17 protein-coding genes are annotated in these 18731 nt (G+C 69.0%); 12 read left to right on the plus strand and 5 right to left on the minus strand.

Features of this window, described 5'->3' with window-relative positions:
• Positions 1 to 35 precede the first annotated feature (35 nt).
• On the plus strand, positions 36 to 3551 hold the full coding sequence (locus JNK84_RS18655) for a hypothetical protein (RefSeq protein ID WP_293426544.1): 3516 nt from the start codon (positions 36 to 38) through the stop codon (positions 3549 to 3551).
• A gap of 127 nt (positions 3552 to 3678) precedes the next feature.
• On the plus strand, positions 3679 to 4881 hold the full coding sequence (locus tag JNK84_RS18660; RefSeq protein ID WP_293426549.1) for an MFS transporter: 1203 nt from the start codon (positions 3679 to 3681) through the stop codon (positions 4879 to 4881).
• On the opposite strand, the gene JNK84_RS18665 is transcribed toward JNK84_RS18660, so the two are convergent.
• Positions 4882 to 6162: an MFS transporter gene (locus JNK84_RS18665; protein WP_293426552.1), complete on the minus strand. Its 1281-nt coding sequence runs from the start codon at positions 6160 to 6162 to the stop codon at positions 4882 to 4884. It abuts the gene before it with no gap.
• Between the two features lie 161 nt (positions 6163 to 6323).
• Here JNK84_RS18665 and JNK84_RS18670 point away from each other — a divergent pair, with 161 nt between their 5' ends.
• Positions 6324 to 7514 (plus strand): TrmJ/YjtD family RNA methyltransferase, encoded by a 1191-nt coding sequence (locus JNK84_RS18670; protein ID WP_293426555.1) that lies wholly within the window; start codon positions 6324 to 6326, stop codon positions 7512 to 7514.
• A 1-nt stretch (position 7515) separates the two neighbouring features.
• Here JNK84_RS18670 and JNK84_RS18675 read toward each other — a convergent pair whose 3' ends face one another.
• Positions 7516 to 8460, minus strand: a complete 945-nt coding sequence (locus JNK84_RS18675) for a DMT family transporter (RefSeq protein WP_293426558.1) — start codon at positions 8458 to 8460, stop codon at positions 7516 to 7518.
• 175 nt (positions 8461 to 8635) lie between these two features.
• On the opposite strand from JNK84_RS18675, the gene JNK84_RS18680 reads away from it, so the two are divergent.
• A complete protein-coding gene (locus JNK84_RS18680; RefSeq protein ID WP_293426561.1) occupies positions 8636 to 10138 on the plus strand; it encodes a flavin-containing monooxygenase in 1503 nt (500 codons plus the stop codon).
• 6 nt (positions 10139 to 10144) lie between these two features.
• Here JNK84_RS18680 and JNK84_RS18685 read toward each other — a convergent pair whose 3' ends face one another.
• Positions 10145 to 11329 (minus strand): citrate/2-methylcitrate synthase, encoded by a 1185-nt coding sequence (locus JNK84_RS18685; RefSeq protein WP_293426564.1) that lies wholly within the window; start codon positions 11327 to 11329, stop codon positions 10145 to 10147.
• Positions 11330 to 11403: 74 nt separating this feature from the next.
• Between JNK84_RS18685 and JNK84_RS18690 the strand changes: the two genes are divergently transcribed.
• Entirely contained in the window at positions 11404 to 12510 is a 1107-nt protein-coding gene (locus tag JNK84_RS18690; RefSeq protein ID WP_293426567.1) for a citrate synthase, read from the plus strand.
• A gap of 48 nt (positions 12511 to 12558) precedes the next feature.
• Here JNK84_RS18690 and JNK84_RS18695 read toward each other — a convergent pair whose 3' ends face one another.
• Positions 12559 to 12879 (minus strand): DUF1476 domain-containing protein, encoded by a 321-nt coding sequence (locus JNK84_RS18695; protein ID WP_293426570.1) that lies wholly within the window; start codon positions 12877 to 12879, stop codon positions 12559 to 12561.
• 307 nt (positions 12880 to 13186) lie between these two features.
• Here JNK84_RS18695 and purC point away from each other — a divergent pair, with 307 nt between their 5' ends.
• The 6 genes from purC to purQ all read left to right on the plus strand — a co-directional run bounded on the left by purC (position 13187) and on the right by purQ (position 16784).
• The gene (purC, locus tag JNK84_RS18700) at positions 13187 to 13975 is read left to right on the plus strand and encodes a phosphoribosylaminoimidazolesuccinocarboxamide synthase (RefSeq protein ID WP_293426573.1); all 789 of its coding nucleotides are present in this window, start codon (positions 13187 to 13189) and stop codon (positions 13973 to 13975) included.
• Positions 13976 to 13999: 24 nt separating this feature from the next.
• Positions 14000 to 14692 (plus strand): hypothetical protein, encoded by a 693-nt coding sequence (locus tag JNK84_RS18705; RefSeq protein WP_293426576.1) that lies wholly within the window; start codon positions 14000 to 14002, stop codon positions 14690 to 14692.
• Positions 14693 to 14874: 182 nt separating this feature from the next.
• Positions 14875 to 15081 carry a hypothetical protein gene (locus JNK84_RS18710; protein ID WP_293426579.1) on the plus strand — a complete coding sequence of 69 codons (207 nt, stop codon included), beginning with the start codon at positions 14875 to 14877 and terminating at the stop codon, positions 15079 to 15081.
• 118 nt (positions 15082 to 15199) lie between these two features.
• Positions 15200 to 15736: a hypothetical protein gene (locus JNK84_RS18715; RefSeq protein ID WP_293426582.1), complete on the plus strand. Its 537-nt coding sequence runs from the start codon at positions 15200 to 15202 to the stop codon at positions 15734 to 15736.
• Positions 15737 to 15830: 94 nt separating this feature from the next.
• Positions 15831 to 16070, plus strand: a complete 240-nt coding sequence (gene purS / locus JNK84_RS18720) for a phosphoribosylformylglycinamidine synthase subunit PurS (protein WP_293426585.1) — start codon at positions 15831 to 15833, stop codon at positions 16068 to 16070.
• A gap of 15 nt (positions 16071 to 16085) precedes the next feature.
• Complete coding sequence (gene purQ / locus JNK84_RS18725; RefSeq protein WP_293426588.1) at positions 16086 to 16784, plus strand: phosphoribosylformylglycinamidine synthase subunit PurQ; 699 nt, start codon at positions 16086 to 16088, stop codon at positions 16782 to 16784.
• Positions 16785 to 16955: 171 nt separating this feature from the next.
• On the opposite strand, the gene JNK84_RS18730 is transcribed toward purQ, so the two are convergent.
• A complete protein-coding gene (locus JNK84_RS18730; RefSeq protein ID WP_293426590.1) occupies positions 16956 to 18164 on the minus strand; it encodes a pilus assembly protein in 1209 nt (402 codons plus the stop codon).
• 171 nt (positions 18165 to 18335) lie between these two features.
• Here JNK84_RS18730 and JNK84_RS18735 point away from each other — a divergent pair.
• Positions 18336 to 18731, plus strand: a 396-nt coding sequence (locus JNK84_RS18735) for an AIR synthase related protein (RefSeq protein WP_293426592.1), incomplete at its 3' end; no start/stop codon positions are given.

Here is an 18731-nt window from a genome sequence, read left to right on the forward strand (position 1 = left end):
ACGCGAAATGCGTCTGGCATTGGGCGAGGGGAGGCGTGGTCGCCGCCCTGATCGGCCATGCCGTCATTCTCCTGCCGCCCCGGCCAGCCCTCGGCCAGCCGGCGCCGGCTGGTAGCGGCGAGACCCGCCCCACCCGTGCCAAGGCCGAGGTAACCGCCGCGACGACCGGCGGTTTCGCCCGCGTCGTCTTCCATTTCGACCAGCAATTGCCGGCCGAGGTGAAGATATCGGGCGGCGTTCTGGTCATCACCTTCTCGCAGCCGGTCGACATGCAGGTCGGCCAGTTGATGGGCCAGCTCGGCAGTTACGTCTCGGCGGTCCGCCGCGATCCCGACGGCAAGTCGCTGCGCTTCGCGCTGTCACAGCGCGTCACGGTCAATTCGATGGAGGCCGGCGAGCGGCTGTTCATCGACATGATGCCGGATTCGTGGAACGGCGCGCCGCCCGGCCTGCCCATGGAGGTGGTCGAGGAACTGACCCGCCGCGCCCGCGAGGCCGAACGCCGCGCCCGTGCCGCTGAAGCCCAGCGCGTCGCGCGCACCCTGCCGCCGGTGACGGTGCGCGTCGGCAATCATCCGACCTTCACCCGCTTCGTCTTCAATCTGCCGGAACCGGTCAGCGTCGCCATCGATCGGGCGCAGGACCGGCTGGTTGTCAGGATCGCCAAGCCGTTCACGGCGGACCTGCGTCACGTGCGCGATGCGCTGCCGCCCTTCGTCAACGAGATCGAGGCCGATACCGGCGCTGACGAACTGGTGATCCGCCTTGCCGTTTCGCCGCAGGCCGACGTGCGCGCCTTCCGCGAGGACGGCACCTATGTCGTCGACCTGACCATGCGCGGCCAGCAGCGTCCGGCGCCCGTCGCCCCGCAGGCCGCCGCATCGCGCCCCTCGACCATGCCGCCGGCCGTCACCAGCCTGCCGGGCAATGTGCCGATGCCGGTCCTGCCGCAGCCTGCGCCCCGCGCGGCGGCTGCGCCCGCGCCTGCGGCCCCGGCCGCGCCGCCGTCACCGCCGCCCCAGCTCGCCGCCCGGACAACCGTGCCGGCTCCGGCCGCCGCCGCCCCCGCAGCTGCGGCCGCTCCGCCTTTGCCGCACGTCGAAACGGCTCCGCCCGCGGCGGCGCAGCCGGCGCGGGTCGCGGAAGGCCCCGTCGCCGTTCAGGCGCGCCGGGCCGGCGACACGATCCGTATCCTGCTGCCCTTCTCGAAGGAGACGCCGGGCGCGGTGTTCCAGCGCGGCGACACGCTCTGGCTGGTCTTCGACACGGCCGAGAAGATCGACCTCGCCGGCCTCCAGGGCGATGCGGCGGGCGTCTTCACCTCCGTCGATGCGACCCGCTCGCGCGAGGGCACGGCGATCCGCATCGGACTGGAACGGCAGAGCCTCGCCTCCACAGGCCGCGACGGGGCGGCCTGGATCGTGACGCTGGCCGACACCGTGCTCGAGCCGCCAAGGCCGGTCCACCTGATGCGCGCCACGGGCGACGGCGACAGGCTCATGGCAACCGCCGAGTTTCCCAATGCCGGCGCGGTCCATCGCCTTGCCGATCCGCTGGCCGGCGACGAACTGATCGTGGTGACGGGGGCCGGCCCGGCCCGTTCCTTCATCCAGTCCCGCGAGATGGTGGAATTCGCCGCGCTTGCGGGCAGCCACGGCCTCGTCTTCCAGCCGTTCGCCGACGACCTGACCGTGACGATTGCCGGCGAGAGCGTCCATGTCGGCCGCCCGCGCGGGCTGCTGCTGAGCGCCAGCGGCGCGCGCCCTCCCTCCGTCCAGCGCCTCGTGCGCCGGCCGCGCACCATCACTTTCGATCTCGAATTGTGGGCGGCCGACGAGCAGGCGCCATTTCGCGAGCGCGAGGGCGACCTTGTCTCCACCGCGGCCGCGGTACACGAGACCCAGCGCACCACCAAGCGTCTGGAGCTCGTCCGCTTCTACATGGCGCAGCAGCGCTGGGCCGAGGCCAAGTCCGTGCTCGACGCCATCGTCCGGCAGGACCGGCGTATCGCCGAGGACGGCACGATCCAGGGTTTGCGTGGTGTCGTCTCGATCATGATGCATCGCGCCGACGATGCGCTGCGCGACTTCGCCCATCCCTCCATGGCGACCGCGCCGGATGTCGGCGTGTGGCGGGCGACGGCGCTCTCCCTCGATGGCCGCCCGCGCGAGGCGCATGAGGCGTTCGAGGCCGCCGACACCGCGATTGCCACGCTGCCGGGCCCGCTGGCGCGCCGCATCCTCGTCCATGCCGTGCAGTCCGCGCTCGATGCCGGGGCGATCGAGAAGGCCGTCCAGCATCTGGCCGAACTTCAGGAAGTGGGCGTGCCGAGCGAGGCCGAGCAGCAGTTCGCCTTGCTGCGGGGGCGCGTATCGGAGGCAAGGGGGCAGGATCGCGACGCCCTGGTCTCTTATGCGCGCGCTGCCAACGGCAGCGACCTGCCGGTCCGGGCGGATGCCGAGCAGCGGCATCTGGCGACACGCATCCGGCTCGGCGAGGTCGACCGCAAGGTCGCCACCGAGGAGCTGGAAGCGCAGAGCTATGCCTGGCGCGGCGACGACATCGAAGCGCGCACGCTGGCGCTTCTGGCGAAGCTCTACGCGGAGCAGGGCCGGTTCCGGGATGCGTTTTCGACCATGCGCACGGCCATGCGCGCGCACCCGCGCGCGGAAGCGGTGCGCGGCATGCAGGACGACGTCGCCAAATATTTCGAGGCGCTGTTCCTTGAGGGCAATGCCGACAAGATGAAGCCGGTCGATGCGCTGGCGCTCTATTACGACTTCCGCGACATGACCCCGCAGGGCCGCCGTGGCGACGAGATCATCCGCCGGCTCGCCGAGCGCCTCGCGGCCATGGACCTGCTCGATCAGGCGGCATCGCTGCTCCAGCATCAGATCGACCGGCGGCTCTCGGGTGCTGCCCGCAGCCAGGTGGCGGCGCGACTCGCGCTGGTCCACCTGATGAACCGCAAGCCGGCCGCCGCGCTGACGGTTCTGCGCCAGACGCGCCTCGCCGACCTGCCGGAGGAACTGCGCGTGCAGCGCTACCTTCTCGAGGCGCGCGCCCATGCCGATTCCGGCCGGGCCGACCAGGCGCTGGAACTGATCGGCGAGGTGAGGACGCCGGAAGCGGAGATGATGCGGGCGGATATCCTGTGGAGCGCCCAGCGCCACCGCGAATCCGCCGAGCAGAGCGAGCGCTGGGTCTCGGCGCGGCGTGGCAATGCGCCGCTCACCGAGATGGAGCGACGCCATCTCCTGCGCGCGGCCATCGGCTATGCGCTGAGCGACGACAATCTCGGCCTCGACCGCCTGCGCGCGCGCTGGCGCGACGCCATGAAGGACACGCCCGACCAGCGCGCCTTCGACGTGGTCACCGCGCCGATCGAGGCGCGTGGCGTCGAATACCGCGAAATCGCCCGCTCCATCGCTGACCGCGACACGCTCGACGCCTTCCTGAAGAACTATCGCGAGCGCTATCCGACCGAGACGCCCGGCGTGAACCCCGCCGGCACGACATCGTCGGTGCCCTCGGGCGGGCGGCAGGGCTGAAGCGCCCGCAAAGGCGCGGCGGGATGCTGCCGCGCGCCCGCGGCCTGCCTGAATCCCGCGCGATCCGCTATTGCCGGACGGCTCGCCGTATCGCCGTCCCCTGGGTCGAGCCTGACCTGACCCGACCATGCAGACCTTCGCCGCGCTCCTCCTCGCCTACATCATCTCGATCTTCTTCCGCTCGTTCCTCAGCGTTCTGGCGACGCGGATCATGGCCGACATGAACATCGGCGCGACCGAGCTCGCGGTCATGAGTTCGGCCTGGTTCATCGTCTTCGCGCTGATGCAGTTCCCGGTCGGCTGGGCGCTCGACTTCTACGGGCCGCGACGCACGGTCCTGCCGCTGATGGTGGTCGGGGCCATCGGGGTCTGTCTCTTCCCCTTCGCGCCCAACGCCACCGTCGGCGCCGTCGCGATGGGCCTCATCGGGGTCGGCTGTTCGCCGATGTATATGGGCGCGCTCTATGTCTTCGCGCGCAACTACCCGCCCCACCGCTTCGGCTTTCTCGCATCGCTGCTGATCGGTTTCGGCTCCATCGGCAATCTGATCGGCACGACGCCGCTGGTGTTGTCAGCCGAGCGCTTCGGCTGGCGCGGTACGATGATGATGCTGGCGGGCCTCTACGCCATCGCCTTCGTGCTGGCCGCGGTTTTCTTGAGGGACCCGCCGCGCATCGCCCAGCGCGGCAAGGGCGGTATCCTGTCCGGCCTCGGCGAGATCGTCCGGACGCCGGTCTTCTGGATGTTCGTGCCCATCGTCTTCTTCAGCTACGCCATCATGGTGGCGCTGAGGGGTCTGTGGGTCGCACCCTATCTGGAGCAGGTGATCGGCCTCGGGCCGTGGGAGCAGGGACAGGTTGCCCTGCTCATGTCGCTGGGCATGGCCGCCAGTGCCTTCTTCATCGGCTGGGTGGAAAGCCGCTTCGGCTTCGCCAAGACGGTGACGCTTGCCGGCAATGTCGCGATGGCGGCGATCCTCATCGCGCTGGCAGTCAGCGGCGTGCAGTCCGCGTTCGTGGCGGCGCTTGCCTTCGTCGCCATCGGCCTTTGCGGCTTCAGCTACACGATCCTGATGGCCCATATCCGCCCGTTCTTCCGCGACGATCTCGTCGGGCGCGGCATCACGCTGATGAATTTCATCTTCATCGCGGGCGCGGCGGCGGTACAGACAGGCTCCGGCTGGCTGATCGACCGGGGCAAGGCGCAGGGGCTCGATGCGGCCGGAGCCTTCGCCCAGATGCACTGGGCGTTGGCGGCGGCGCTCATCGCGAGCACCCTGGTCTATGCCTTCACGCCGTCGCAGCCGCGTGCGGAGCGGCCGGCATCCTGATCAGGCGGGCTTCAGCCGACCCGCCACGGCCCTGATCTGGCGCGGCCCGGCGAGCCAGATGGCAGCGGCCGAGACACCGCTCAGCGCGATGGCGATCATGAAGGCCAGGCGATAATTGCCCAGAAGATCGTGCAGGAGGCCGGTGACGAAGGGACCGGCCGCGCCCCCCGCCAGCGCCACGAACATGACCGTGCCGAAGATCGTGCCGAAATGCCGGCCTGCGAAGATCTCGGCGACAACCGCGCCCATGACCGAGGTCAGGCCGTAGCCGAGGAAGCCCTGCACGGCGACCATCAGATAGACCAGCAGCAGGGTCGGAGCGGTTTCCAGCGCGATCAGCGCGGCGAAGCAGACGGCGAAGCCGATACATGAGATGGTCCAGATCCATTCGCGGCCGATCCGGTCGGACAGCGCGCCAAGGGCGATCTGGCCGGGAATGCCGAGCAGGCTGACGAGGCCGAGCGCCCATGCGGCGGCGGTCGAGCCGAAGCCGATCTCGACGAGATACTTGGTCTGGTGGACCTGTACCGCGTACCAGACGTAGAGCCCGCAGAAATAGCCGAGCGCCAGCCACCAGAACCGCGCGGTGCCGAGCGCGCGCGACAGCGTCCAGTCCGTCGCGGCCCAGCTGGCGTCGAGGATGTTGGAGGGCGGGGCCGAGCCGCCGGGCAGGGGCGCCGCATCGCCGTCGGGCCTCAGGCCGATATCCTCCGGGCGCTTGCGCAGCAACAGGTTGAGCGGTGCAAGCACGACGAGGATCAGAATGCCCATGGCGAGGCTCGCCTGCCGCCAGCCCGCGCCGTCGATCATCGACTGGACCCAGGGCAGCAGCGTGATCGAGCCGACGCCGACGCCCGCGAAGGCGATGCCGACGGCAAGCCCGCGGCTTCTCACGAACCAGTTGGGCAGGAACAGCGACTGGCCGGAATAGCCGAGGCAGACGGACCCCGAGCCGACCAGCACGCCGATGGTGAGGTAGAGGTGCCAGGGCTGCGTCGTCAGCGGCGCGATCAGGAGGCCGACGCCCATCAGCACGACGCCGAGCTCCATCACGGTGCGCGGGCCGGTGCGATCCATCAGCTTGCCCATGAGCGGCGACAGCACGGCGGAGACGAGGAAGCCGAAGGAGAAGGCCCCTGCGGTGACCCCGCGTTCCCAGCCGAATTCGTCGATGATCGGCGAGAAGAACAGCGAGAATGACGTGCGAGCATTCACGCCGATGCCCATGGTCACGAAGGTCACCGCGACGATGACCCAGCCGTAGAAGAAGGGCAGGCGCATGGACGTTCCTCATTTTGGGGCGTCTGATTGCGCCGCTCGGAGCCATCATGGCCGCCGATGGGCGGCCCGCCAATTCCCTCGGAGGTCATTTCCCGATAGAGGGTTCGCCCACTCCGTCAGAGCGCGCCCGATCAGGCGGGCCAGCCAACATTTTCGAGCCCATGTCCGTCGATATCACCCAGCCCGCGCAGATGAAGGGCAGCCCCATCGTCATCCTCGTCGAGCCGCAGATGGCCGAGAATATCGGCACCACGGCGCGCGCCATGGCGAATTTCGGCCTGACCCGCATGCGCCTCGTCAGCCCCCGCGACGGCTGGCCGAACGCGCGTGCCTATCCGGCCGCCTCCGGTGCGAACCGCATTCTCGACGAGGCCGAACTGTTCGCGACGCTGGAGGAGGCCATCGCGGACCTGACCTTCACCTATGCCGCCACCGCCAGGCCGCACGATCAGGTGAAGCCGGTGGTCGGCCCCCGCGAGGCGGTCGGCGCGCTGGTGCCGAAGGTCGCGGCGGGCGAGGCGGTCGGCGTCGTCTTCGGCCGCGAGAGGAACGGCCTGCTGGCTGGCGAAGTCGCGCTCGCCAACGCGATCCTGACCTATCCGGTCAATCCGGCCTTTTCCTCGCTGAACCTCGCGCAGGCCGTTCTGGTGCTCGGCTACGAGTGGTTCAGCCAGGCCCACGACGCGGCGCTGCCGCACGTCGCCGAGGAGCGTTCCGAGCCCGCCAGCAAGGCGCAGATGCTCGCTCTCTTCGAGACGCTGGAGCGCGAGCTCGACCGCGTCGAGTTCTTCCGCCCGCCGGAGAAGCGCGAGGGCATGGTCATCAACCTGCGCAACATCTTCCAGCGCATGGACCCGACCCGTCAGGACGTGGCGACGCTGCATGGCGTCATCACCTCGATCGCGGAGGGCGCCAAAGGCCCGGCGCGGGGCGGCACCTTTACCGCCGAGGGCGCCGAGGCGCTGCGCAACTTCCTTGCCGATTCCACAAAAGGCCTGACGGGCGGCACCGCGCCGGTGCGCGGCATTTCCCGGCTCATCCGCCGCAACCCGACCGAGGCCGAGCGGGCACTGTGGGACGTCATGACCAAGGACCGGCGCTTCGCCGGTCGTGGTTTCAAGCGCGCCGTGCCCATCGGCCCACATGTCGCTGACCTCGTGTCGTTCCCGCTGCGCGTGGTGGTCGATTTCGAGCCGCATACGCAAGGCGACGACGCGGCCGAGCGGCGCACGGAGAAGCGCCACTGGCTTGCCGAGCGCGGCTACCGGATCATCGTCATGGAGGCGCGGGCGGTGGAAGCCGATCCCCCCGCAGCCCTGGATGTGCTGGAGCAAGAACTGGCGGCGGGCTGAGTTATGCTGGTCTATCGGCCCGGAGCGCCACGGTCATGCCGGCCATGACGATGGCCATGCCGGCGATCTCCGGCCATGACGGATATTCGCCGAGCAGGACCGCGCCGGCCGTGAGCGTGACGATCGGCACCAGCGGCAGGAACAGCGCCGCGCGGGCCGAGCCGAGAATGGCATTGGCCTTGGCGTAGAAGAACACCGAGACGACACCGGCGAGCAGGCCCTGATAGAGCGCCTGCAGGACGATGGCGCCAAGGGCTGCCGAACCCATGCGGAGCGGCACGGCCAGCACCAGCAGCGGCATGACCAGCACCGACAGCATCGACAGCGTGATGGTCACGTCGAAGGCGTCGGCCTGCCACTTGCGCGCGAATGTGCCGAATAGCGCCCACATCACGGCCGCCAGCACGAACAGGAGGTCGCCGCGCCAGACGCCGTCGCCAGCCGGGGCGGCGGAGGCCGCATGCCAGAAGAACAGGCCGATGCCGCTGACGATCATGGCGAGGCCGGCCAGGCGCATGGCCGGCGGCCGCTCGCCCAGCACCGCATAGGCGAGGGCGACCGACACGACCGGGATCAGGCCCGGACCGATCACCGCCGTATGCAGGGCAGGCGCGAAAGTCGAGCCGCCGACGAGAACGAGGCTGAAGGGCGCACCGGCGAACAGGGTGAGCGTCAGCCCCCGCCGCCAGCCGAGCCGGCCGACCGGAAAGGGCTTCAGCCGCAGCAGCGCGAGCGGCAGGAGGGTGAAGGAGGCGGTGAGGAAGCGCAGGACGGTGACGTCCGCCGCCGTCAGCCCGTCGATGGCCGACTGGCGCGACACCACGGCCTGCACGCCCCAGATCAGCGCGGCGCCCGCGCCGCAGGCAAAGCCGACGAGCGGGCCGGAGGCGCTGATCGCGCGGGCGGCAACGGCATCGGCGGGCGCCTTTTCGGCCGTATCGGTCACGGGGCGGGTCTCTCGGGGAGCCGGAGGCGGGCCGTTGACATGCCCGGTGCGAGGGCGCTTCGGCAAGGTGGCCGGCCGCAGGGCTCCTGCGCGGCGCTCCATCGCCCGTTCCGCCGATATGGCTTTCCCCGCCATCTGCCTATGCTGCCCCGGCCGTTCCCGGAGCCCGCGCCGCATGACAGACGCCGCCCGTCGCCCGCCCACCGCCCCGGATTCCCCAGAGCATGTGGACGTTCTGATCGTCGGGGCGGGGGTCTCAGGCATCGGCAGCGCCTGGCAATTGCAGAAGCGCCTGCCGGATGCGCGCTTCGTCGTGCTGGAGACGCTCGGCACGTTCGGCGGCACCTGGGTCACCCATCGCTATCCCGGCATCCGCTCGGACAGCGACCTGCACACCTATGGCTACAGTTTCAAGCCCTGGACCGGGCCGCCCATCGCCACGGCGGCGGAGATCAAGGCCTATATGGGCGAGATCATCGCGGAGGCGGGGCTCGACAGCCACATCCGCTACCACCACCGCGTCGTCTCGGCGGACTGGTCCAGCGCGGAAAAGCGCTGGACGGTCATCGCCGAGCGGCTCGACACCGGCGAGAGCGTGCGCTTCACCGCCGGCTTCCTGTGGATGTGCCAGGGCTATTACCGCCACGATGAGGGCTATGCGCCGGAATGGCCGGGCATGGACGAATTCGGCGGCAGCATCGTGCATCCGCAGACGTGGCCCGAGGAGCTCGACGTGACGGCCAAGCGCGTCGTGGTGATCGGCTCCGGCGCGACCGCCGCGACGCTGCTGCCCGCCATCGCCGGAAAATGCGCCCACGTCACCATGCTCCAGCGCTCGCCGACCTATTTCCGCACCGGCCGCAACGCCATCGATCTCGCTGAGACGCTGCGCGAACTGGCCATCGACGAGGCCTGGATCCATGAAATCGTCCGACGGAAGATCCTGTTCGATCAGGACGCCTTCACCCGGCAGACCTTCGCGAAGCCGGACAAGGTCAAGGCCGAACTGATCGGCGCGATCCGCACGATCATGGGACCGGACTACGACGTCGATGCCCATTTCACGCCGCGCTACCGGCCCTGGCGGCAGCGCATCGCCTTCGTGCCGGACGCCGACCTGTTCGAGGCGGTGAAACGCGGCGAGGCCTCCGTCGTCACCGACACGATCGACCGGTTCACGCCGACAGGCATCCGGCTTGGTTCGGGGGACGAGCTTGAAGCGGATGTCGTGGTCACCGCAACGGGCTTCCATCTCAGCGTGATGGGCGACATTCCGTTCTCGGTGGATGGCAAGGCGGTCGATTTCGCCGATACCGTCACCTATCGCGGCATGATGTTCACCGGCGTCCCGAACCTCGTCTGGGTGTTCGGCTATTTCCGCGCGAGCTGGACCCTGCGGACCGATCTCGTCGCGGATTTCGTCTGCCGCCTGCTGCCCCACATGCAAGCGAAGGGTGTTTCGGCCGTCGAGGCGGCCCTGCGGCCCGACGAGGCGGGAGCGCCGCGCATGCCATGGGTGGACGAGGAGAACTTCAATCCCGGCTATCTCCAGCGCGGGATGCACCTGCTGCCCAAGGCCGGCCCCGGTCCCGACTGGCAGCACAGCCAGGATTACTGGGCCGACAAGGATGCCTTTCCGGCGATCGATCTCGGCGACCCCGTTTTCGTCTACCGCTGAAGCCCGTCATTCCGGGCGCCCGTCATAGCGCGCGCGGGGGCGGATGAGCTTGCCCGTGGCGCGCTGTTCCAGCGCGTGGGCGATCCAGCCGACGGAACGGCCGACCGCGAAGACAGCGAGCGCCGAGCCTTGCGGCAGGCCGAGCGAGCGGCGCATCGAGACGGTGGCAAAATCGACGTTCGGCCGCTTGCCAAGGCGATCCATCGCCGCGATGAGGTCGGCGCGCAGGGGATCGGCGGGCAATCGCGCGAGCAGGGCGGACGCGCGCGGGTCGCCTTCGGGATAGAGCGGGTGGTCGAAGCCGGGCAGGCGGTCTCCGCGCCAGAGCCGGCGGTCGATCAGCGCCGCAGCGTCGCCGGCACGCTCCGCCTCCTCGAACAGGGCCTCGACGAGGCTGGTCTGGCCGCCATGCAGCGGCCCGCTCAGTGCGCCGAGGCCGGCGGACAGGGCCGAGGCGAGCGAGGCGCCGGTCGAGGCGACCACCCTGACGGCGAAGGTCGAGGCATTGAGCTCGTGGTCGGCCAGCAGGACCAGCGCCGTCCGCAATGTGTCCGCGCCCGCCGCATCGATTCCCCATGCCGCGCCGAGCTGGCGATGAACCGGTTCGGAGGAAGGCAGGCGTCCTGTCGCCGCCGCCGCGATCGCGCGAACCAGCGCCGCGCCGCTGGGCCAGAGCCGCCGTGTCTCGCGCTGCCATGTGATCTGGGTCGCGTCGCGCACGAGCGGCAGCAGCGCCGCCGACCGCTCGAAGACCGACAGGCGCGCGAGGCCGCCGGCAAGTTCTGGCCAGACCGGGTCGATCTCGGGGGCGGGATCGGCGAACGGATCGTCCGCGCCGCAATCCCAGAGCAGGCGGGCGGCATCCTCGAGGCTCGCGGTGGCGGCGACATCGGTCGCATCGCGCCCGCGATAGGCGAGGCGACCGTCGGCGATGCTGGTGATCCCGGAGGCGAGCACCGGCAGGCCGAAATCAAGCGTCGCATTGGCGACCGATTCCGGCTTGCGGCTGCGGGTCTTGCGGTCGGCGAGAGCTGCGATGTCGGCGGCGTTGTAGAGGCTGCGGCGGGGATCGTCGGTATCCGCGACAGCGCGGACGAGGCCGCGGCTGACATAGGCGTAGAGCGTCGCGCGACTGATGCCGAGGCGCTGCGCCGCTTCGGGGGCATCGATATGGGCAGCGGTGCTTTTCATATTGATCATATGAATCAAGATTGACGATCAACTATCACACATCAAGATCAAGGCGACAATGAAGGAGTGAAGTCATGTCATCTGCGATCAGCCCGCCAGCGATCAGTTCTCCCGGCCTTGACGATGTCGTCGCCGCCGAAACCGTCCTGAGCCATGTCGATGGCGAGGCGGGCCGCCTGATCATCCGCGGCTACGACCTCGACGAACTCGCCGGCCGCTGGAGCTACGAGGCCGTCGCCGGCCTGTTGTGGAGCGGCTTTGCCGCCGAGGATAATGAGGCGGCGGTGAAGGCCGGTCTCGGGCGGGCGCGGGTCGCGGCGTTCGACACGGCGCTGGCGCTGCTGCCGCAGGCAAGGGCGCTGTCGCCGGTGGAGGGGCTGAGGCTGATGCTGGCGGCGCTGCCGGACGCCTCGCCGGTTCCTGCGCATGTGCTGGCGACGGCGGCGGTGCCGGTCTTCGCGGCCGCCATCGTCCGGCAGGGCCGGGGGTTCGCACCGCTCCCGCCGGATGCGACGCTCAGTCAGGCCGAGGATTTCCTGCGGATGGCCAGGGGTGAGGCTGTGCCGGCCGCCCATGCGCGGGCGCTCGACACCTACATGGTCACCGTCATCGACCACGGGCTCAACGCGTCGACCTTCGCGGCGCGCGTCGTGGCCGCGACCCGCGCCGGCATGGCCTCATCGGTGGTGGCGGGGCTCTGCGCGCTGAAGGGTCCGCTGCATGGCGGTGCGCCGGGGCCGGTGCTCGACATGTTCGACGCCATCGGCACCGAGGCGGCTGCCGGCGCCTGGCTGGGCGATGCGCTCGACCGCGGCGAGCGGCTGATGGGCTTCGGCCACCGCGTCTATAAGGTGCGCGACCCGCGCGCCGACGTGTTGAAGGCGGTGGCGGCCAGCCTCAAGGGCGGCAGCAACCGCGTCCGTCTCGCGGAGGCGGTGGAGGCGGCGGCGCTCGACCTGCTCAAGGCCCGCAAGCAGACCAAGCCGCTGCAGACCAATGTCGAATTCTATACGGCGCTGGTGCTGGAGGCGCTGGAACTGCCGCGCGAGGCCTTCACAGCGGTCTTCGCCGCCGGCAGGGTCGCCGGCTGGGCCGCCCACGTGATGGAGCAGGAGCAAACCGGCCGGCTGATCCGGCCGCAGTCGCGCTATGTCGGTCCGCTGCCCCGGCGCGCCGCCTGAGGCTCAGAGGGACGGCGGGGGTGGCCCCGCCGTCGCCCGGATGGCGGATCAGCCCGCCTTGATCTGGTCGATGGCGGTTGCCATCAGTTCGTCCATGGTCCGGCGGATCTGGTGCTCGGACTGGTCGACGCCGGCGGCCTCGAAGTCGCCCTTCACCTTGCGCAGCACGTCGTGATCGCCTGCTTCCTCGAAGTCCGACATGACGACCGACTTGGCATAGGCCTCGGCGTCCTCGCCGGTCTTGCCGAGCTTGCCGGCCGCCCAGAGGCCCAGCAGCTTGTTGCGGCGAGCGGTCGCCTTGAAGCGCAGCTCCTCGTCATGGGCGAACTTCTTCTCGAACCCTTCCTCGCGCTTGTCGAAGGTGCTCATCCGCGTCTCGTCCTGTCCTATTCGCTGGCCCGTCTGGACCGTTGAAGCCTGTTCGGGAAGGTCCCGGCAGGCTTGCATATAGGCGGCCAGCCCCCACCTTGGCGAGTGCAAAGGCGTCGCAGCGACGCGATTTCGGCCCCTCGCGGCTTCATTGTGCAATGGCGAACGATCGGATAGGAAGACAGGTGCGGGCAAAGGCGTCCGCGCGCGCGATTCTGTCTCTGCCACGATGGTCGGCCATGACGCGTGCGATGATCGCCCGTCTGCGCCGTCGCCGGAGACCGGCAACCCGGAACCCTGGTGAGAGATGGATTTCCTCAAGACACGGTATATTCCCATGAGCCGCCGACGCCGCATCTACGAAGGCAAGGCCAAGGTCCTCTATGAAGGTCCGGAGCCGGGAACCCTGATCCAGCATTTCAAGGACGACGCGACCGCCTTCAACGCCAAGAAGCACGAGGTGATCGACGGCAAGGGCGTGCTCAACAACCGTATCTCCGAGTACATCTTCCTGAAGCTCAACGATATCGGCGTTCCCACGCATTTCATCCGCCGGATGAACATGCGCGAGCAGCTCATCCGCGAGGTCGAGATCATTCCGCTCGAAGTGGTGGTGCGCAACGTCGCCGCCGGCTCGCTGTCGACGCGTCTCGGCATCGAGGAGGGCACGCAGCTGCCGCGCTCGATCATCGAGTTCTACTACAAGAACGATGCGCTCAACGATCCGATGGTCTCGGAAGAGCACGTCACGGCTTTCGGCTGGGCGACGCCGCAGGAGATCGACGACATCATCGCGCTGGCGATCCGCGTCAACGACTTCCTGTCGGGCCTGTTCCTCGGCGCCGGCATCCGGCTCGTCGATTTCAAGATGGAATGCGGCCGGCTCTGGGAGAACGACGTCATGCGTATCGTCGTCGCCGATGAAATCTCCCCGGATTCGTGCCGGCTCTGGGACATCAAGTCGAACGACAAGATGGACAAGGACCGCTTCCGCAAGGACATGGGCGGCCTGATCGAGGCCTATACCGAGGTCGCGCGCCGGCTCGGCGTGATGGGCGAGAACGAGCGCCCGACCGGGCCGGTCCTCGTCCAGTAATCCTGCCGAGGCAGGGCGGCAGCCGTGCACGCGCAGAACGACGATCCGGCGGGGCGGGACAACGGTCGCGCCGGACGTTGTGAGCCATCGGCGGCGGCCGACACGTGGCAATTGCTGCGCGCCGGCTTCCTCGCGGTCTTCGCCACCGTCATGCTGGCTTCCTGCGCCTACATGCCCGTTGCCGTGGACGGCCTTGCGAGCCGCGCCGAAACAGGCGGGCAATCCCCCGACAATCCCTGGATCTTCGTGCCGGTCGGCGCGTGGATCACGCGCGAGACGGTGACGCCGGTTTCGGTCGGCGTCTGCGCCGACTCAGCCTGCCCCAGCCAGATCGCCGTGGCGGTGATCGACCTTCGCGGCGCTGAAGCGCGGGCGCTCGCTCGTTCGCTCGCCGCGCCGACCTCGCTCGTCACGCGGTTCGAGGAAGGCAATCGCCGGCGGCGGGCGCTGGCCGCCGCTGCGCTGAGACGGGCACCTGCCGCAATCGCGATGCAACGCATGCCGCGCCAGGCGGCGGCATCCGTCCGTTCGATCCGCCACCGCCAGTTCCCGGGCTTCGCCATGGCCATGCGCCGCGCCGGCGACAGGACGCGCGACGCCCATGCCGTCGTGTTCGGTCGCCAGCGGGCAGGGGGCCTGAGGGTGGTGGTCGTCGTCGGGCCGCGCGCCGCGCAGGTCGAAGCCGCCGCCCGTTCGGCCGCCGAGGCCAATCTCTAGCGTTTGCCGCAACCCGGTATCGGGGATCGCGGCCGTCGCTGGCCCCGGTCGCCACCTCGCTGCTCGGGAAGGTCTCCCTCGGCACGGCGATTAAAAGCCATGCGCGGCCATTTGCTGCCATCCTGCTGCCATGCCTTGGCAGTACTGGCTGTAGAGTGTCAGGAGTTGAGGAGACAATTCCCATGGCTGCTACTCAGGAAATCATCGACGGCTGGCAGGGCGACGACGAGGTCGAGGCGGTGCTCGCCGAGTTCGACGGGGACCCCAGGAAGGCCATTCGCGCCTTGCTCGACGACATCGCCGTGCTGGCCGACGACAGGCCCGCGCCGCTGTTGCAGATCGTGGAGCCGGATCCCGAATCCGCGTGGGGAATGCGCAGGCCGAGCTGACGCAGGGGCATCCTCCTGACGATCTCCGATGCCGACGCAATGGCCCGCGTTTCGCGCGCCGACAAACCGACACACGAGGCGCCTAGGGCTGTGGCAGTTCCTTCGCAGAGAGGTGCCCATGCGCCGCCGCATGTTCGTCCTGGTCGCCATTGCCGCACTTGCCGCGCTGCCCGGCCTCGCGCCCGCCCGAGCGCAGGGCGTCGCGATCGAGGTCAGCGGCTGGGAGCGCTCCACCGCCGCGACCGGCACGATCTACTACCGTTGCGGCGGAGCGACCTGCGCGCCGGGTTCGACGGTCAGCTACAGGCCGCAGGAGCGCGTCCAATTCGCGTCGCTCGCCGCCTTCCGCGCCCAGCACGAACTGGTCAACCAGCGGATGATCGCGGCAAGTCAGGGCCGCATCGCGCGGGTCGAAACAGTCGATGCCAGCGAGAACGACACGGCGGGCCAGCGTTCCCAGACCGTCGTCAAGGCCATTGCATTTGCCGATGGACGACGCGAGGTCATGGCCACGAGCATCGTCTCGGACGGCACGCGGCATTTCTCCATCGTCTCGACGGCGCCCGACCACGCGGCGGCGCGGGCCAATCTCCAGACCTTCCTGCCGATGGTCATGCTGTCGGGCCATATCGGCGGCAAGCCTCCGACCCAGTGAATCATGGGCTTTGCGCGTTTCCTCCATTGATCGCCGGCTCCGGGCGGTCTAGACGGACGCCATCCCGCCGATCCCGCCTGGAGAGCTGCAAGCCATGAAGGCCCGCGTCACGGTCACGCTGAAGAATGGCGTTCTCGATCCTCAGGGCAAGGCCATCGAAGGCGCCCTGAAGAGCCTCGGCGTCGATGGCATCGGCTCGGTCCGCCAGGGCAAGGTCTTCGACCTCGAGCTTTCCGGCAACGACAAGGCCGCCGCTGAAGTCGCGATCAAGGCGGCCTGCGACAAGCTGCTCGCCAATACGGTGGTCGAGAACTACCGCATCGAGCTGCTCTGAGCCGGGAGAGACGCGATGAAGGCCGCCGTCCTCGTCTTTCCGGGTTCCAACCGCGAGCGCGACATCGCCTACGCGCTGGAACTGACTTCCGGCGTGAAGCCGGCGCTCGTCTGGCACGCCGATACCGAGCTGCCGGCCGGAACCGATCTCGTCGTCCTGCCCGGCGGCTTCTCCTACGGCGATTACCTGCGCTGCGGAGCCATTGCCGCGCGCGCCGCGATCATGGACGCCGTACGCCGGCATGCCGAGCGCGGCGGGCTGGTGCTCGGCGTCTGCAACGGCTTCCAGATCCTCTGCGAGGCGGGTCTGCTGCCCGGTGTGCTGATGCGCAATTCGCAGCTGAAGTTCATCGCGCGCAACGTCCACCTGCGGGTGGAAAGCTCCAATTCGCCGTTCACCCGCCGCTACAATGCCGGCGCGGTGATCGAGGTGCCGGTGGCGCATGGCGAGGGCAATTATGTCGCCGACGAGGAGACGCTGAAGCGGCTCGAGGGCGATGGCCGGGTGCTGTTCCGCTATTGCGACGCGGCCGGCACCGTCACGCAGGCGGCCAATATCAACGGCGCGCTGAACGCCATTGCCGGCATCGTCTCGGATAACGGCCGGGTGCTCGGCATGATGCCGCACCCCGAGAACCATGTCGATCCGGCCATCGGCTCAACGGATGGCCGGGCGCTGTTCGAGAGCATCGCCGAGGCGCTGGAGACGGCGTGAGGGATTCCATGAACCCTCTCCCCTTGTGGGAGAGGGCGGGTGAGGGGCACCAGAGCGCATCGGCTCTCCCCTCATGCGGCGCCTGACGGCGCCACCTTCTCCCGCAAGGGGAGAAGGTTCTCGGCTCGACGGCAGTGATCGAGCTCACGACGCAGCGCTAAGCGTCACATCTCACACCGACAGGCGCATCCGCTTGATCATGCTGGTGATCGCCTTGAAGGCGTCGCCGATGCCGCTTGAGCTCGTCACGTTGAAGTACATGGACGGGTCCGAGGCGCAGTTGCGCAGCAGCGTCTGGTTGCCCTCGATGACGCGCACCGTGAACACGGTGATGCCCGCCGCCTTGACCGCGTTGCAGGCCATGGTCGAGCGCGCGTCGATCTGCGACGAACTGGTCGAATAGCGGCTCTGGGTGTTGTCGCCGTCGGTCAGCACGATCATGTAGCGGAGGATGTCCGGCTGGGTGCCTGTCTGGCTGAACGGCACGCCCGATGACATGACGGCAAGGCCCGTCTGCACGCCGATGGTCAGGTTGGTGTTGCCGGAGGGCTGCATGGCACTGAGCGTCGTGCGCAGCGTCGCGAAATTGGTGGTCATCGGCTGAACGGCCGCGAGCGACCCGGTGGCGCATTTGACGCCCCGGTAGCGGGTCGGATCGCTGGTCGGCGCGGCATCGTTGGTGTCGGCCGGCTGGTCGCGGTCGGTGACGCAGCCCTGCCAGGCGGCGCGGGTGGTGACGACGGAGGACGACAGGCCCGTGCCGTCGAAGCGCAGCCAGTTCTCGTCGCGGAAGGCGGTGCCGATATTCACCTGCGTATCGAAGGGCACGATGCCGATCTTGACCTGATCGGTGGAGACGCGGGTCGCCTCCAGCTCGTCGATCAGGTCGCGCGCGGCCCTCTTGAGCGCCTCCATCTTGCCGCTCCAGCCCATCGAACCGGTATTGTCGAGGACGAGGGCGATCTCGATACGCGGCTCGTTCCAGGTCGTCTGCGAGACGACGTAGACCGGGATCGAGTCGATGCCGACAGCAGTGGAGACGGAGGTCAGCACCCGACCGTCGATCTCGAGGCGGATGGTGTTGCCGTCCTTGGTGAGGCGCAGCGCGTTCAGCTGCGTGTCGCCATCGGCGGTGAAATTGCCGGCGAAGGCGCGGTTGGCGGCGGCCTGAAGGTCGGCGGCGCCGAGCCGCCGGGAATCCTTGGCGACGGCCAGCGAAGCGGCGTCGAGCGCGGCCTGAAGCCTCGCCTGAACCTTGGTCGCGCGGGAATAGTCGACCGCGCCGCCGACCATGGCGAAGAGGGGAACCAGCGCCAGCGAGAAGATCACGGCCACATTGGCACGGGTCTCGCGGCGGAATCGGGACAGAAGGCTGGCCATGTGTTTCGCTCCGGGACATCGGCCCCGTCCGGCCGCCGTCCTGGGCTCATGGCTTCAAATCGCGTGCCGGCCTGAGGAAAGGGCCGACAAAACCGGCCTTCGCCGTTGCGAAACGGCACCTCGGCGTCTAAGTGCATCGCTTCGATCCCGACGGCTGGAAACGGAAGCGGCATGAGCGCGAACGAACCGAAGATCACGCCGGAGCTCGTGGCGGGCCACGGCCTGAAGCCGGACGAGTATCAGCGCATCCTCGACCTGATCGGGCGCGAGCCGACCTTCACCGAACTCGGCATTTTCTCGGCCATGTGGAACGAGCACTGCTCGTACAAGTCGAGCCGCCTGCACCTGAAGACCCTGCCGACCAAGGCGCCGTGGGTGATCCAGGGGCCGGGCGAGAATGCCGGCGTCATCGACATCGGCGGCGGCCTCGCCTGCGTGTTCAAGATCGAGAGCCACAATCACCCGTCGTTCATCGAGCCCTACCAGGGTGCCGCCACCGGCGTGGGCGGCATCCTGCGCGACGTGTTCACGATGGGCGCGCGGCCGATCGCGATCATGGACGCGCTG

The organism is Phreatobacter sp. (assembly GCF_016793595.1).
Taxonomy (GTDB): domain Bacteria; phylum Pseudomonadota; class Alphaproteobacteria; order Rhizobiales; family Phreatobacteraceae; genus Phreatobacter.